General features: G+C 74.3%; 16 protein-coding genes and 1 pseudogene. 9 read left to right on the top strand and 8 right to left on the bottom strand.

What is annotated here, in order from left to right:
• Positions 1-40: 40 nt before the first annotated feature.
• Both OP18_RS21535 and OP18_RS21530 read right to left on the bottom strand, forming a co-directional pair.
• Entirely contained in the window at positions 41-2,350 is a 2,310-nt protein-coding gene (locus OP18_RS21535) for a cellulose binding domain-containing protein (RefSeq protein ID WP_162189819.1), read from the bottom strand.
• 154 nt (positions 2,351-2,504) lie between these two features.
• A complete protein-coding gene (locus OP18_RS21530; RefSeq protein WP_052387082.1) occupies positions 2,505-3,200 on the bottom strand; it encodes a DivIVA domain-containing protein in 696 nt (231 codons plus the stop codon).
• Between the two features lie 305 nt (positions 3,201-3,505).
• On the opposite strand from OP18_RS21530, the gene OP18_RS21525 reads away from it, so the two are divergent.
• From OP18_RS21525 to OP18_RS21515, 3 genes are all read left to right on the top strand, one after another.
• Positions 3,506-4,084 (top strand): TetR/AcrR family transcriptional regulator, encoded by a 579-nt coding sequence (locus tag OP18_RS21525; RefSeq protein ID WP_033360793.1) that lies wholly within the window; start codon positions 3,506-3,508, stop codon positions 4,082-4,084.
• Positions 4,081-4,593, top strand: coding sequence for a hypothetical protein (locus OP18_RS21520; protein ID WP_033360792.1), 513 nt, complete (start codon positions 4,081-4,083; stop codon positions 4,591-4,593). Before OP18_RS21525 ends, OP18_RS21520 begins: the two co-directional genes overlap by 4 nt.
• A 183-nt stretch (positions 4,594-4,776) precedes the next feature.
• Entirely contained in the window at positions 4,777-6,000 is a 1,224-nt protein-coding gene (locus tag OP18_RS21515) for a hypothetical protein (protein WP_033360791.1), read from the top strand.
• Here the strand turns inward: OP18_RS21515 and OP18_RS21510 are convergent.
• From OP18_RS21510 to OP18_RS21500, 3 genes are all read right to left on the bottom strand, one after another.
• Entirely contained in the window at positions 5,979-6,383 is a 405-nt protein-coding gene (locus OP18_RS21510) for a pyridoxamine 5'-phosphate oxidase family protein (protein ID WP_052387081.1), read from the bottom strand. The genes OP18_RS21515 and OP18_RS21510 overlap by 22 nt on opposite strands.
• 50 nt (positions 6,384-6,433) lie before the next feature.
• A complete protein-coding gene (locus OP18_RS21505; protein ID WP_033360827.1) occupies positions 6,434-7,174 on the bottom strand; it encodes a sigma 54 modulation/S30EA ribosomal C-terminal domain-containing protein in 741 nt (246 codons plus the stop codon).
• A 115-nt stretch (positions 7,175-7,289) separates the two neighbouring features.
• A complete protein-coding gene (locus OP18_RS21500) occupies positions 7,290-7,607 on the bottom strand; it encodes an HPF/RaiA family ribosome-associated protein (protein ID WP_052387079.1) in 318 nt (105 codons plus the stop codon).
• Between the two features lie 162 nt (positions 7,608-7,769).
• Between OP18_RS21500 and OP18_RS21495 the strand changes: the two genes are divergently transcribed.
• Positions 7,770-8,708, top strand: a complete 939-nt coding sequence (locus tag OP18_RS21495; protein WP_033360789.1) for a DUF2332 domain-containing protein — start codon at positions 7,770-7,772, stop codon at positions 8,706-8,708.
• A gap of 38 nt (positions 8,709-8,746) precedes the next feature.
• Positions 8,747-9,457 (top strand): helix-turn-helix domain-containing protein, encoded by a 711-nt coding sequence (locus tag OP18_RS21490; protein ID WP_033360788.1) that lies wholly within the window; start codon positions 8,747-8,749, stop codon positions 9,455-9,457.
• Here the strand turns inward: OP18_RS21490 and OP18_RS21485 are convergent.
• Positions 9,439-10,017 carry a dihydrofolate reductase family protein gene (locus OP18_RS21485; RefSeq protein WP_033360787.1) on the bottom strand — a complete coding sequence of 193 codons (579 nt, stop codon included), beginning with the start codon at positions 10,015-10,017 and terminating at the stop codon, positions 9,439-9,441. The genes OP18_RS21490 and OP18_RS21485 overlap by 19 nt on opposite strands.
• 119 nt (positions 10,018-10,136) lie before the next feature.
• Between OP18_RS21485 and OP18_RS21480 the strand changes: the two genes are divergently transcribed.
• The gene (locus OP18_RS21480; RefSeq protein ID WP_033360786.1) at positions 10,137-10,595 is read left to right on the top strand and encodes a pyridoxamine 5'-phosphate oxidase family protein; all 459 of its coding nucleotides are present in this window, start codon (positions 10,137-10,139) and stop codon (positions 10,593-10,595) included.
• A gap of 3 nt (positions 10,596-10,598) precedes the next feature.
• Positions 10,599-11,339 (top strand): class I SAM-dependent methyltransferase, encoded by a 741-nt coding sequence (locus OP18_RS21475; protein WP_033360785.1) that lies wholly within the window; start codon positions 10,599-10,601, stop codon positions 11,337-11,339.
• A 74-nt stretch (positions 11,340-11,413) separates the two neighbouring features.
• Here the strand turns inward: OP18_RS21475 and OP18_RS55320 are convergent.
• Positions 11,414-11,607: pseudogene (locus OP18_RS55320) on the bottom strand (SRPBCC domain-containing protein); the annotation flags it as partial.
• Positions 11,608-11,610: 3 nt separating this feature from the next.
• A complete protein-coding gene (locus tag OP18_RS21470) occupies positions 11,611-11,952 on the bottom strand; it encodes an ArsR/SmtB family transcription factor (protein WP_033360825.1) in 342 nt (113 codons plus the stop codon).
• A 105-nt stretch (positions 11,953-12,057) separates the two neighbouring features.
• Between OP18_RS21470 and OP18_RS60740 the strand changes: the two genes are divergently transcribed.
• Positions 12,058-13,767, top strand: a complete 1,710-nt coding sequence (locus OP18_RS60740) for a protein kinase domain-containing protein (RefSeq protein WP_245635488.1) — start codon at positions 12,058-12,060, stop codon at positions 13,765-13,767.
• Positions 13,764-14,393 carry a rhomboid family intramembrane serine protease gene (locus OP18_RS21460; protein WP_156089685.1) on the top strand — a complete coding sequence of 210 codons (630 nt, stop codon included), beginning with the start codon at positions 13,764-13,766 and terminating at the stop codon, positions 14,391-14,393. Before OP18_RS60740 ends, OP18_RS21460 begins: the two co-directional genes overlap by 4 nt.
• Positions 14,394-14,415: the final 22 nt, after the last annotated feature.

Here is a 14,415-nt window from a genome sequence, read left to right as displayed (position 1 = left end):
CCGGCACCCGCCAGTCTTCAGCGGTCTCGCGACCGTGGCCCTACGGGCCCGTGCAGAACCCGACGTCGTTCGTCGTCTGGCCCGGCTGCAGGATCCTGTTCCACGGGTTGGCCGGGTCGGCGTGCACGTTGACCGCGCTCGCGCCCTGCTGGGTCAGCACCATGTTCCAGGTCTGGCTGATGTGCTGCCCGGCCGGGATCGCGAAGGACGTGAACCATTCCTTCGCCGTGCCGGTGTTGTTCGTGACGTACACGTCGGCGCAGTAGCCGCCCTGGCTGATCGGCCGCACCCCGGGCGCCCGCACCACCACGGTCGTCGGCAGCGCCGGCGTCTCACCGCAGAACAGCACCAGGTCCAGGTTCGTCACCGGCGGCAGGTTCACCGCCACCTCCTTGGCCACCGAGTCCACGTACGTCTGCGAGCTGCCGGGCTGGGTGCAGCCGGCCTTCGACACGCGGACCTTGTACCAGCCGGGCGAGACGTCCCAGCGGTAGAAGCCGTACCCGTTGGTGATCGACGGGTTCGCCCGGTTGCGCGGCGACATGACGGTCGTGCTGCCGTTGGGCACCACCGTGTACGTGCCGTTCTGCGTCGCCGAGCGGTACAGCGTCACCGTCGCCCCGCTGACCGGCGCCCCGGCCGTGTTGAACACCCGGCCGCTCGGGTCGATGAAGAGGTTGCCGGTGCTGGTGAACGTCTGCCCGTTGCACGTGATCGCGATGATCACCTGCGCCTCGTCGTGCAGGACGTACCCGGCGTTCGGATTTCGCAGCGGCCCGACGCCGGTCGCGGTGTACGTGCCCGCCCCGGTGTCGGTGAGCGTGCCGCTGAGCGTGAAGCCCTCCGTCGGCGGGGTCGTCGCGTAGTTGCGCCCGACGATCTTCCAGGTGGCGCTGGTCGACGGGGTGCACCCGGTGGCGTTGATGGTGAACACGTCGTCCCAGTGCACCAGCGGCGTGCCGTCCGCGGTCGCCCGGCCGCCGGTGTTGATGCCGCCGCTGACCGCGACCGGGTTGACGCTGAACTTCGTCGTGGCGATCGTCGAGGTCTGCGGCAGGTTCCAGATCTCGAACCCGGCCTGCACCGACGTCAGCCACCACTTCATCTCCAGGCAGGTGGTCTGCTCGAAGGTGATCGGCGAGTTGGGGTCGGTGCCGCAGTAGATGCCCATGTCGTCGAGGCTCGCGGCGTACTTGGTGAAGATGTGGCTGTCGAAGCCGCCGTTGGCCGCCATCGACTGCGGCACCGCGGGGTCACCGACGAGGCCGGTGCCCTTGGTGCGGGCGACGAACGAGATGACGTTCCACCGCACACCGTTGTCGAAGCTGCGCACCCGGCCGCCCCACACGTCGAACGTGGTCGCCGTCGACACGCCGTTGACCATGGTGCGGATGCCCGGGATCGCGACGTTCACCAGCAGCGGGATGCCGGCCGGCTGGATCTTGCCGGCGTGCGCGGCGTAGCTGGTGGGGTTCTGCGCGTCCGCGGCGTTGGCGTTGTTGTACCCCTGGTTGTTGACCCAGATCATGATCTCGGCGCCGTCGTTCTGGCCCGGGTTGTTCAGCAGCGTCGGGTTCGTCGGCAGCGTGCTGCCCTGGGTGGTGCAGTTGGACGGCTGCGGCCGGCAGTTCGAGTCGAGCCAGATGTCGTAGGACGCGTCCCACGCCTCGTTCGACCCGGTCGTGGCCGGGGTGCTGATGTTCCACACCGAGTCCATCCGGGCGACCCCGGCGGCCTGCTTCGGGAACGGCGCACCCTGCGGCGTCGTGGTCGTCGGCGCGCACGCGCCCCAGTGGCAGCCGGCGATGATGCTCGGGTACGCCGCCGGCGCGTGGATCTGGTGGCTGAACTCGTTCGCCGTGCCCGTGGTGTGGTTCACGCCGTCGGCCGGCGGCTGCTGCAGCACGAACGGCGCCGTGCCGCCCGTGGTCGCGTACTGGTCCCGGGCGCCGGTGTTCGGGTTGATCCACGGGTCGCCGACGCCGGCCCAGTCGCAGTTCGGGTCGAAGCTGTCCGCGCCGTTGGTGCACGCCGGGCCGGTGTTGGCGTCGGTGCCGAAGTAGGAGTTGGCGGTGTAGTTCGTCACCGAGAACCCGGACTGCGCCGTGTCGTAGTTCATGGTGAACCCGCCGCTGACCGCCGGGTTCCACAGGTTCGTCGCGACCCGGTAGGTGCCCTCGGGTGAGGTGACGGTGGCGCCGGTGTACCGCGTGCCGCCGCCGTTGTACGTCGCCGTCGGGGTGAACGGCGTGGCGGGTGCGGCGTGCGCGGTCGCGGGCGGCAGGACGGCGGCCACCAGGGCGAGCAGCCCGGTGCCCGCCAGCAGTGCCCGCCGTCGGAGTCTTGCCACGTGCATTCGATGCCTCCTGATTTAGGGGTGCATCGATTAGGTCACCGCGACGACCTGCGCAGATAGGTGACCGCGCGGTACCAACGGCGGTACAGGCGGCGATACAGGCACTGACCGGTCCACGACCCTCGCGGGCCGCGGACCGGCCCGCCGACTACTCCTCGTCCTCCGCCTCGTCGTGCCGCGGCGCCGCGGTCAGCTCGCCCGGCACCGCCTCGGCCTCCTCGAACTCGGCCTCGACCTGCGGCTGGCTCACCCACAGCGCGCGCATCTGCTGCTGCATGAACGCGGTCAGGCGGGAGCGGTACTCGTGGTCGAAGCGCTCCAGCGACTCGATCTGCTGCTGCAGCGCCTGCCGCTTGGCGGTCAGGCCGCCCACGACGTCCTCGTAGATCTGCTCGGCGCGCTGCTTGATGTCGTGCGCGTTGGACCGGGCCTGCTGCACGATCTTCTCGGAGCGGTCCTGCGCCTCGGCGAGTACCTCGCTCGCGGAGCGCTCCGTCTCCGCGGCGAACGCCTCCGCCCCCTGGGCGATGCGGTCCGCCTCCGCCCGCGCCTCGGCGATGATCTTCTCGGCCTCGTCGTGCAGCGCGTCGGCGTGCGCCTGCGCCTTCGACACGATCTGCTGCGCCTCGGCGTGCGCCCCCGCCCGGATCTGCTCCGCCTCGCGCCGCGCCCCGTCGAGGTGCTCCTCGGCCGTGCGCTGCGCCATGGTGAGCACCTGCAGCGCCTGGTGCTGCGCGTTCGCAGCCTGGTGCTGGGCGTTGACGTCGTGGCGCGGGCCGCCCTGCTCCGGAGGCGGGCCGAGCGTCGCCTGACCGTTGGCGAGCCGTTCGTCGTACGGTCGCATCCCGTGTTGTGTCATGGTCCCTGCCCTCCTCAGCGGCGGCTCCGCAGACCGGGCTGAGGTCGTCTCGCAGCCGCCACGACCGGAGCTCCCGCGACACAGCCGGCGCGCAGAATGCTTCGCGGACAGTACCCGAGACGGCGGTGGAAGTCAGCATCGAGGGCTGCCATCCCGTCCAGCATGATCACGCCGTCACCGACGGTCACGGCGCTTTGCCGCCGCATCGGCCGGTTTGGGTTCGTTCGCCGTCTCCGGAGGGCTTGGAACTACGGTTGGGGTTCGACGCACTACCATCGTAGTATCGGGACATGGTCAGCCGCCGGGAAGCCCTGCTGGACGCCGCGATCACCGTGCTCGGCGAGGGGGGCATGCACGCCCTGACGCACCGCGCCGTGGACGCCGCCGCGCGGCTGCCGGCCGGCTCCACGTCCAACCACTTCCGCACCCGCGACGCGCTGCTCAACGCGGTCGTCGAGCGCTTCGCCGCCCGGGAGCGCGCCATCTGGGAGCAGCTGGCGCTGCGGCGGTACCCGACGACACCCGCCGAGCTCGCCGAGACCCTCACCGCCGCCGCCCACGAGGCCACCGGCCCGCACCGGACGCTGACCCTGGCCCGGTACGCCATCCTCGTGGAGTCCGGCATCCACCCGTCGCTGCGCGCGCAGCTGCTCACCACCGGCTCCGGCGTCAACGCCTGGTTCATGAACTGGCTGCGGGTCGCCGGCTCCACCGACCCCGACCGCGACGCCCCACTGATCATGAACCACTGGACCGGCCTCGTCCTGCACGAGCTGGCCATCCCCGACCCGGCGTTCGACCCGTCCGCCCAGATTCTCGCCCTCGTCACGACCGTCATCAGCGCCAGCTCCTCGCAGGTGCCACGATGACCCGTGCGCCGCTCGACCCCGCCACGGGCCGGCGGCCTTCCGATCTGGTCCAGCAGCTGTGGTTGTCGGTGATGGAGGAGGTGTTCCTCTGGAACATCGGCACCCTCATCACCGACTACCGCGGCGGCGCGGCGGTGTCGTACGGGCCGTGGGCGGCCGAGGACTGCCGGTTGGTGCTGCTGCGCTGGTTCGACCGCGGACTGCTCGACTGCGTCGCGACGCGCCGGGCCACCACGGTCGGGACGGGCGAGGTCGTGCACTACGAGTACGAGGCCGACTGGCGGGACCGGGCGACGGTCCACGGCCAGCACCTGATCCTGGCCCGTGACGACGCGGGCGCGCTGCTGCGTGACCCGGGCACCTGGCGCACCGACGGGGTCGGGGCAGGGGTCATGCTGTGCCGCTCCGACGACAGCGACGGGTGGTCGTTCGACGACTGGTTCGCCGCGCTCGCCGGGCTGCCGGACGAGCTGCTGTACGGAAACCCCGCGGCCGGGGAACCGGCGTAACCGTTCCAAATGCAGGAAGTTCGGCCGTCGTGGACGGACGCCGTCAAGGAGGCGGCGGAGGGCCTGCCGGTCCGGTGCCCCGGATGCGGTGCGCAGCGGCATCTCGTTGTCCCGCGCCGGCCCGGCTGAGCGGTCGTCCGCACCGGGCAGCGCAGGGGTGGCCGTCGATGGCACGATCGGCCGATGCGGGTTCTCTTCGACGGCAGGGCGCCGATCGACTACGGCCAGATCTACCTGACCAGCCGGGAGCTGCCGGACATGACCGGGGCGTTCGCCGGGCAGGTGAACGGGTTGTGCGGGGCCGGCGATCCGGGCAGGTTGTTCCTGATGGCGGGCACCCACTACGGGCACGTCGGGTTCCGGGTCGAGCTGCACGACGCCGAGCCGCCGGAGGCGGCGCCGCAGTGGCAGGACGTGGTGGAGGTGTCGTTCGTGCCGCGGGCCGGCGTGGTCAACCTCGTCCCGTGGGGCGACGGGTCCCTCGCCGCGCTGCCGCTGCTCGAAGACGGGCAGGACACCGGGCCGCTGCCCGTGTTCCGGGTGCGGTACTGCGCCGCCGGCATGGACGAAGGGCGCGACCCGTACGGCGGGCACGACCCCGACGAGCTCGAGGACGGCGACTACACGTACCTGGACCAGCGGCCCGACCGGTACCTGCTGTGCTTCTGGCCGGACGCGGGCCCGCGCGGCGACGCGATCCTGCGGCGGACCAGCGCCGCCGCCGCGTACTGGCACGACTGGGCGGCCCGGCTGCCGGCCCCGCCGACCCTGTGGGAGCGGGTCGAGGCGGAGCTGCGCGAGCGGCGGGAGCGGCAGCGGCGGCAGGAGGAGCGGCAGCGGCTGGAGGAGGCGCGGCGGTGGGGCGGGCGGCCGCCGTCGGAGCGGCTGCGCCGGGTCCGGGGCAACGTGTACGGCATCGCGCTGCTGGACCGGGACCTGGTCGACGGGATCGCCGCGCTCGACGACGCCGCGCAGCGGCGGATCGCGGTCTGGGCGGCGCGGCGGGCGTGCACCGTCGCGCGGATCGCGGACCTCGACTGGTTCGCGCCGGCGTGGCGGGCCCTCGAACGCGGCGAGCCGCTGCCCGCCGAGTTCACCGACGTGCCGGCGCTGCTGACCCGGATCCGGGGGAAGCGGACGTACACGGTCTCGGTCAGCGTGCGGCGGCTCGGGTGGGCCAGGACCGACCCGCTGCGGGACGCGCTCGACGGCCCCGTCGAGCCGGTCGCGATGGCGCTGCCGGCGCTCGTGGCGGCCGCGGCGGCGGACCCGCTGCAGGCGGCCCTCGAGGCGGTGTGGGCGGCGGTCAGCACGTACGCCGCCCGGCGCGGGGAGTTCCTCGCCGAGATCCGCCGCGCCTTCCCCACCGTCGACCGGCCGGCCGGTCAGGCGGGCGCCAGCTCGTAACCCGTCACCAGGTCGCAGTCGATGCCGATGACACAGTTCATCGGTTCGTCGACCCAGGGGTGCAGCAGCCGCTCGTACCGTGCCTGCCGGTCGGCGTCGAGGATGAGCCGGGCGGTGCCGGTGACGACCACCGTCCAGCCGGTGTGACCGTCCAGGTCGAAGGTGTCGGCCTCGTACGCGACGACGACCGCACCCGACTGGGTGGCGGTGGACGCCAGGGCGCCGCCGAGGTTGCTGCGGATGACGACGGTGTTGCCGTCGACGAGGTGGTTCACCGGCCGGATCGCCGGCAGGGCGCGCATGCTGAACACGACCCGGCCGACCGGCACGGAGGCCAGCAGCTGCAGGCAGCGGTCGCGGCCCAGGGCCCGCATCGACGTCATCGGTCCACTCGTTTCCGCCGGCGCCGCGGGCGGCCGGCTCGTCGCGCGGGTCACGCCGGGCGCAGCAGGGTGATGCCGCCGTCGTAGCGGCGGTACACGACGGCGCCGCGGGCGGTGCCCGGGTCGGTGAAGAACAGGAACGGCAGCCAGCCCTCGGCGAGGCGTGCCGCGGCCGCCTCCGGGGTGAGCTGCGGGGTCCGGCGCGAGTTCACCGTCGGCACCGGGGTGCCCGGCGTCGGGGCCGGGCGCATGCTGCGCTGCCGGGCGACGCGCAGCCCGGTCGGCCCGGCGCGGTAGACGACCGCGTCCTCGCCGGTGTCGGCGTCGGTGAACAGGCACACGTCGTAGTCCATCGCCGCCAGCATCGACGCGGCCTGGCAGGTTCGGCGGGGGCGCAGCGGGACCGCCTTGCGGCGGGTGATCACGTCCCGGCCCGGGACGGCCAGGGTGCGCCGCTGCGGGTCGGGCCACGGCCACGGCTCCCACACCGTCCGCAGGCGCTGGACCTGGTGGTCCAGCCGGACGGCGGCGGCCGCGACGGCCGCGGCCGGGCTCGGCCCGTCGACCTGGACCCGGGCGGGCGCGCCGGCGACGCGCAGGTTCACCTGCACGACCATCGGCCCGCCGGGGTGGTGGCCGCCGGTCAGGCGCACCCGGGCGCCGCCGGCACAGCCGTGGCGGGCGAGCACGTCCGCGATCGCCGCCCGCGCGCCGTCGCGGTCGTCCTGGCCGATCGGGCCGCGGCTGCGCAGCTCCACCTCGTCGGTGGGTGCGACGTCGAGATCGTGCATGGCTGGGTACACCTCCTGCATCGGTGATCGGGCCAGTGTGGGCGGCGGCGGCCGGCCCCGACAGTGCCGAAGGTCCCTACCCGGGCGGGACCGTGCCCGGGCAGGGACCCGGGCGTCAGCGGTGGCCGCTCTTGTCCCGCTCCAGCTGGCCCTGCAGGCGGTCCTGCAGCAGGTCGACGGCCTCGTACGCGGTGTCGGCGGACACCTCGGCGTGCAGCACCCGGCCGTTGACGTCGATGTCGGCGCGGGCGGTCACGGGGCGGGTCGCGGCCGGGTTGCCGGTCCGGGCCAGGCGCACCCTGGCGTACAGGACCGGCCGGCCGGTGTGCCCGAGCACCGTGGTGATCTTCTCCCGGGCGTACCCCTGCAGCTGTTGCTCCATGCCCGGCTGCAGCTGGACCTGGATGGCGACCTCGTCATGCGTGCGGGACATGATCTCGTCCTTCCCTCGTGAACCCGGGCGGTGCGCCGACCGCCTGCGCTCATTCGATCTCTCCGGCCGGACCCGCTCCAGGGCCCTTCCGTCCGCCGGAGGCGGGACCAAGGTCCCGGATGCGGGCGCCGCCGACCGCGTCGTCGTGGCATCATCGGCCGGGTGACGACGGCAGCGAGATACGTCGATTTCGCCCGGCGCGAGGCGCACAGCGAGTCGCCGGTGTACGCCCGGCTGTGCACCGCGATCGCCGCCGACGAGCAGCTCCTGGCGCTGCTGGAGTCGGTGCCGGAGCCGAGACGGCAGCCGAACCTGCTGCTCGGCGTCGTGCGGCTGCTCGGCGGCCCGGTCGACGACCCGGCCGCGTTCCACGACTTCGCGGTGGCGCACTGGCCGGCCGTCGCGGCGCAGCTGCTGGCCCGCGCCACGCAGACCAACGAGGCCGGCCGGTGCGCGCTGCTGCTGCCGGTCCTCGCCACGCTGCCGCAGCCGCTGGCGCTGCTGGAGGTCGGCGCCTCCGCCGGGCTCGGCCTGTACCCGGACCGCTACCGGTACCGCTACGGCGACCACGAGCTCGGCACCGGCGCCGGACCGGTCCTGGAGTGCGCGCTCACCGGCACCCCGCCACCGGCGCGGCTGCCGCGGGTGGTGTGGCGGGCCGGCCTGGACCTGCACCCGCTCGACGTGACCGACCCGGCCGACGTCGCCTGGCTCGACGCGCTGATCTGGCCGGAGCACCGGCACCGCCGCGACCGGCTGCGCGCCGCGGCCGCCGTCGCCGCCGCCGACCCGCCGGCCCTGCACCGCGGCGACCTCGCCGACGACCTGCCGCGGCTGGCGGCCCAGGCCCCGGCCGGCGCCACGCTGGTGGTGTTCCACGCGTCCGTGCTGTACCAGGTGCCGGCCGAGCGGCGGGCCCGCTTCACCGACCTGGTGCGGGCGCTGCCCGGGCACTGGATCGCCGTCGAGTCCCCGGACGTCATCCGGTACGAGGGGCTGCCGGCACCGCCGGACGGCACGCAGCACAACGTGCTCGCCCTCGACGGCCGGCCGCTGGCCTGGACCCGCCCGCACGGCCAGGCGATGACCTGGTTCGCCTGACACCGCCGCCGGCCGGGCCGACCGCATATCCTGCACGCGTGGCATTGCGGTTCGAGACGCGGGGGTCGGACTCGCCGTGGGTCGACACCGTGTGGACCTGCACCAGCGAGCGGGTCACGCGGATGACGTCGGTCGCGGCGGTGTGCTGGGGGTTGGTGTTCTGGGAGCTCGACGGCGTGCCGTACGCGAGCGTCAGCGGCCCCGAGACGAGGACCGGCACGGCGCCGGTGCCGGAAGGTGCGTCCTTCGTCGGCATCGAGTTCGCCGTCGGCACGTCGCTGCGGGTGGCGCCGGCCGCGGCGCTGGTCGACCGGGGCGTCGCGCTGCCCGACGCGACCCGCCGGACGTTCCGGCTGGACGGGCAGCGGTTCGCCACACCCGGCCCCGACGACGCCGAGGCGCTCGTGGAGCGGCTCGTGCGGGCCGGGACGCTGCTGCGCGACCCCCTCGTCACGCGGGTGCGCGAGGGGCACCGGCCCGACGTGTCGGCGCGCACCGTCGAGCGGCGGTTCCGGGCCGCGACCGGGTTCACCCAGGGCGCGGTCCGGCAGATCGAGCGGGCCCGCGAGGCGTCGGCGTCGCTCGCCGCCGGCGTGCCCGTCGCCGACGTCGTCACCCGGTTCGAGTACTTCGACGAGCCGCACCTGGCGCGGGCCCTGCGCCAGTACGTCGGCCGCACCGCACGCCAGCTGCGCGAGGGCACCGGCGGCCCGATCGCCCTGGACCTGCTTCAGCGGGTCACGTCGTAGACCATCTTGACGATGCCGTTCGGGTACGCCTCCGTCGCGCGCAGCCGCAGCGTCTGCCGGTCCCGGTCGGCCCGGCTGAACAGGCTCTTGCCGGCGCCGAGCAGCACCGGGAAGACCAGCAGGTGGTACCGGTCGATCAGGCCCGCGTCGGACAGGCGGCGGGCCAGCTCCGCGCTGCCGTGGATGAAGATCGCGCCGCCGTCGCCCTGCTTGAGGTCGGCGACGTCGGCGGTCGAGCGCAGGATCGTCGTGTCGCCCCAGCCGTCCACGAGCGCGTCCTCCGGCAGGGTGCCGGACACGACGTACTTCGGCAGGTCCTGGTACGCGGCGTGGTCGTCGGACTCCCGCCACACCGGCGCGAACACCTCGTAGCTGCGCCGGCCGAACATCAGCGCCGAGGTCTCCCGCAGCTCCTCACCCTTCAGGGCGAACGCCTCGGGCGAGAACTCGATGTCCTTGAACACCCAGCCGCCGCTGCGGTGCTCCTCACCCGGGCCGCCGCCCGGCGAGTCGACGACGCCGTCCAGCGAGACGAACGCGGTGTAGACCAGTTCACGCATCTGCTGTGCTCCTCAGGGACCGGGTGACCGAACCGGGCGCGACGCCCGCCGCCGATGCTAGGAAGCGGCACCGGCGGCGTCTTGTACGGAAACGACACCGCCGGTGGGATCATCGGACGATGACGGCATGGCGGGACGTGCGCGCGGCGGAGCCGGAGTTCGCCGATCGCGTGCGGCGGCTGTTCGACGCGCACCGGCACAAGACCATCGCGACCCTGCGGGCCGACGGCGCACCACGCATCAGCGGCATCGAGGTGGTCTTCGCCGACGGCGAGCTCACCTTCGGCTCGATGGCGCACGCCCGCAAGGGCGCCGACCTGCGCCGGGACCCGAGGTTCGCGCTGCACAGCGCCACCGTCGACCCGGTCGACGGCGCCGAGGCGCAGTGGCCGGGGGAGGCGAAGATCTCCGGCCGGGCGGTGCTCGCCGCACCCGGCCCCGACGACACCTCGGGCAGCGACCGCTTCCAGGCCGACATCGCCGAGGTCGTGCACACCCACCTCAACGCCGAGGCGACCCTGCTCGTCGTCGAGTGGTGGACGCCCGGGCAGGGGCTGCGCCGCGTCGAGCGGGAGTGACCGGTGGACGTCTACGACACGATCGGCGCCACGTACGCCACGACCCGCCGGCCCGACCCGCGCATCGGCGCCCGCGTCGCCGCCGCGCTCGGCGACGCCAGTTCGGTGGTCAACGTGGGTGCCGGTGCCGGCTCGTACGAGCCGCCGCAGACCGTGCTGGCCGTCGAGCCCAGCGCCGTCATGATCCGCCAGCGCCCGGCCCGCGCCGCGCCGGTCGTGCAGGCCCGCGCCGAGGCGCTGCCCCTGGCCACCGGCGCCGCCGACGCCGTCATGGCCCTGCTCACCGTGCACCACTGGGCCGACCTGGCGGCCGGCGTCGCCGAGCTGCGCCGGGTCGCCCGCCGCCGGGTCGTCGTGCTCACCTGGGACGCGCCGGTCTTCCGGTCGTTCTGGCTGGTGCGCGAGTACCTGCCGCAGGCGGTCGCGTTCGACGAGACCCGCGCCGTGCCGGTCGAGCGGCTCGCCGCCCTGCTCGGGGGTGCCCGGGTCGAGCCGGTGCCGGTGCCCCACGACTGCGTCGACGGCTTCGCCGCCGCGTACTGGCGCCGCCCGGCGGCCTACCTCGACCCGGCCGTGCGCGCCGGCATCTCGATGCTCGCCCAGACCGGCGAGGACGCGCTGCGGCCCGGCCTGCACCGCCTCGCCGAGGACCTGCGCGCCGGCCGCTGGCAGGAGGAGCACCCGGACCTGCTCGACCGGGAGGAGTTCGACGCCGGGTACCGGCTCGTCGTCGCCGACCTGTGAACGGTCAGCGCCGCCGGACCGCGTAGGTCAGGTGGGTCACCCGCCCCGTCGGCTCGGCCCGGACCTGCTCCAGGGCCACCCGGGCCGCGCATCACGAAGTCCCAGATCCCGTCGACGCGGAGCTCGAACGACCGCGTCGTGGTGGTGAACCCCGCCGGCCCCCACCAGCGTGACAGGTGCCGCACCTCGGTGAACGCCTCGAACACCAGCTCCGCGGGGCGTCGATGATCCGGGAGACCACGATCTCCCGGTCGGCTGTCGCGCTCATCAGCTACTCCTCCTGCCGTTGCTGCTGCAGCTCCTGTACGAACGCGTCCAGCCGCTCGAAGCTCTCGCTCCAGAACCGCTCGAACCCGCCGGTCCACTCGTGCACCGGTCGCAGCCCGCGGGCGTCGAGCCCGTAGAGGCGCTGCTTGCCGGCCTTGCGGTCGCGCACCAGCCCGACCTCCCGCAGCACCCGCAGGTGCTTGGACGCCCCGGGCTGGGTCATCCCGAGTGCCGCGGCCAACTCGGTCACCGGCCGCTCACCGGACCGCAGCAGCACCAGGATCTCCCGGCGCTGCGGCTCGGCGATCGCGTTGAAGACGTCCGACGTCGTCGCTGCTCGTGCCATGACCGCCATCGTATACCCATATCGGTATGCGTCAGCCGTGATTGCCGTGGTCGGCCGGCGTGCGGTATGAATCCCCTCGGCGTACACCGGGTTGAGCGTCGTTCGGTGAGGTCTGACCTGCGGGAAGGGGACGCGGTGATCGGCGCGGGAACGGTGCTGGCCGGGCGGTACGAGATCGGGCGGCACATCGCCAGCGGCGGCATGGGCGACGTGTGGCAGGGCGTCGACACGGTGCTCGGCCGCACGGTGGCGGTGAAGCTGCTGCGGGCACCCACCGACGAGCCCACGTTCGCGGACCGGTTCCGGGCCGAGGCGCGCACCATGGCCACGATCAGCCATCCCGGTGTCGTCGACGTGTACGACTTCGGCGACGACCCCACGGCCGGCATGTACCTGGTGATGAAGTACATCGACGGCGAGTCCCTCGCCCGGACCCTGGACCGCGAGGAGCGGCTGACCGCGCCGGCGACGATGCGACTGGTCGCCGAGGCGGCCGAGGCGCTGCACGCGGCGCACGAGAAGGGCGTGACGCACCGCGACATCAAGCCGGCGAACCTGCTGCGACGCCCCGACGGCAGCACGGTGCTCACCGACTTCGGCATCGCCCGGTCGGCCGCGACGACCCACCAGACCACCGCCGGGCTGCTGCTGGGCACCGCCTCGTACCTCGCGCCGGAGCGGGCCGGCGGCGAGCCGGCGACCGCCCGGTCCGACATCTACTCCCTGGGCGTCGTCGCGTACCGTTGCCTGGCCGGGCGGCTGCCGTTCGTGGGGGAGAGCATGCTGCAGATCGCGCTGCGGCACGCCCACGACGAGCTGCCGCCGCTGCCGCAGGACGTGCCGCCCGCCGTCCGGGCGGTGGTCGAGCGGGCTCTGGCGAAGGACCCGGCGCAGCGCTGGCCGTCGGCCGCCGAGTTCGCCGCCGCGGCGCGGCAGGCGGCGCAGGAGCCGACCCGCCGCGACAGCGCACCGCCGGTCCCGGCCGCCCCGCGCGGCCGCCGGCGCGTCGCGATCGCCGCCGCCGCCGCGGTGGTGGCGGTCGCGGTCGCCGCCGTGGCGCTGCTCGTCCCCGGCGACGGCAGGGACCCGGACACCCGCGACACGGCCGCGACCGCGGCGGCCACCGCCTCCGCCGGCGCCGCGGGCCTCGCCGCCGGGCCCGTCTCGGGGCCCGCCGCCACGAGCGCCCCGGCGGTGCCCGGCACGTCCGGCCCGGCGGCGGCGGGCACCGGCAGCGCCAGCCCGGCGCGGGCCGGGGCCCTCGCGGTACCGGCGAACCTGACCGCGACCCCGGTCAGCGCCACGACGATCCGCCTGCGGTGGGCGGACACCTCCACCGGCGAGACCGGCTTCAGCGTCCTCAACGGCGCCACCTCCCGCGACACCGCCGCCAACGCGACGTCGCTGGACTGGGACGGCCTGGCGCCGGACACCCGCATGTGCTTCAAGGTGCGCGCGTTCAACGCCGCCGGCGTGTCGGCGTACTTCCCGACCGCCCAGCAGGACTGGGTCTGCGCCGTCACGCTCGGCGGCACCGGCCCGGCCGCGCCGACCGGCCTCACCGCGACGCCGTCGGGCCCGACCGCGATCCGCCTGCAGTGGACGGACGGCTCCACCGACGAGAGCGGCTTCACCGTCATCAACGGCGAGACGTCCAGGAACACGGGCGCCAACGCGACGTCGTACACGTGGGACGGCCTGCCCCCCGGCACGTACATGTGCTTCAAGGTCCGCGCCTTCAAGGCCTCCGGCGTGTCGGCCTACAGCCCGCCCGGGCAGCAGGACTGGGCCTGCACCACGACCCCGGCGTCGTGAGGCCCACGATGGAGGCGCTGCTGTCGGTCCTGTACGTGGTGCTGCTGGTGACCGCCGGGATGGCCGGCGCGTCACGGGCGCCCGGCTCGCGGCGGCCGCCGGTCGTGACCGCGGTCGCGTTCGTGCTGACCGCGGTGCCGTCGCTGCTGCAGCTCACCGTGGCACCGGGGCTGCTGCAGGCGCTGCGCCGGGACCGGGCGGCGATCCTGGACGGGCAGGTCTGGCGGCTCGCGACGTCGTTCGGGGTGCAGGACAGCGGGTGGGCCGGTCTGGTGTTCAACCTGGTCGCGCTGGCGTTCCTCGGCACCGTCGCCGAACGCCTCTGGGGCCAGTCCCGCTGGGTGCTCGTGGCGCTCGCCGCGCAGGCGGCCGGGTCGCTGTGGGGGCTGCTCGTGCAGCCGGTCGGCGCGGGCACGTCACTGGTGAACTTCGGGCTCGCCGGCTCCCTCGCCGCCGCCGCCGTGCTGTCCGGGGCCGGCCGCCGCACCCGCCTGCCGGGCGCCGTGAGCCTGGCGGTGGCGCTCGTGCTGCTGGCCCTGACCGACATCCACGGCGGGGCGGCCCTGACCGGCGCGCTCACCGCCGCCGTCCTGCTGCGCCGGGCGGCCCGCCGCGGCGGGGTGTGAAGATTTCGCGGAGGGCGTGGCG

It is taken from the genome of Dactylosporangium aurantiacum, assembly GCF_000716715.1.
GTDB classification, from domain to species: domain Bacteria; phylum Actinomycetota; class Actinomycetes; order Mycobacteriales; family Micromonosporaceae; genus Dactylosporangium; species Dactylosporangium aurantiacum.
This window is presented reverse-complemented; position numbering and strand designations above follow the sequence as displayed.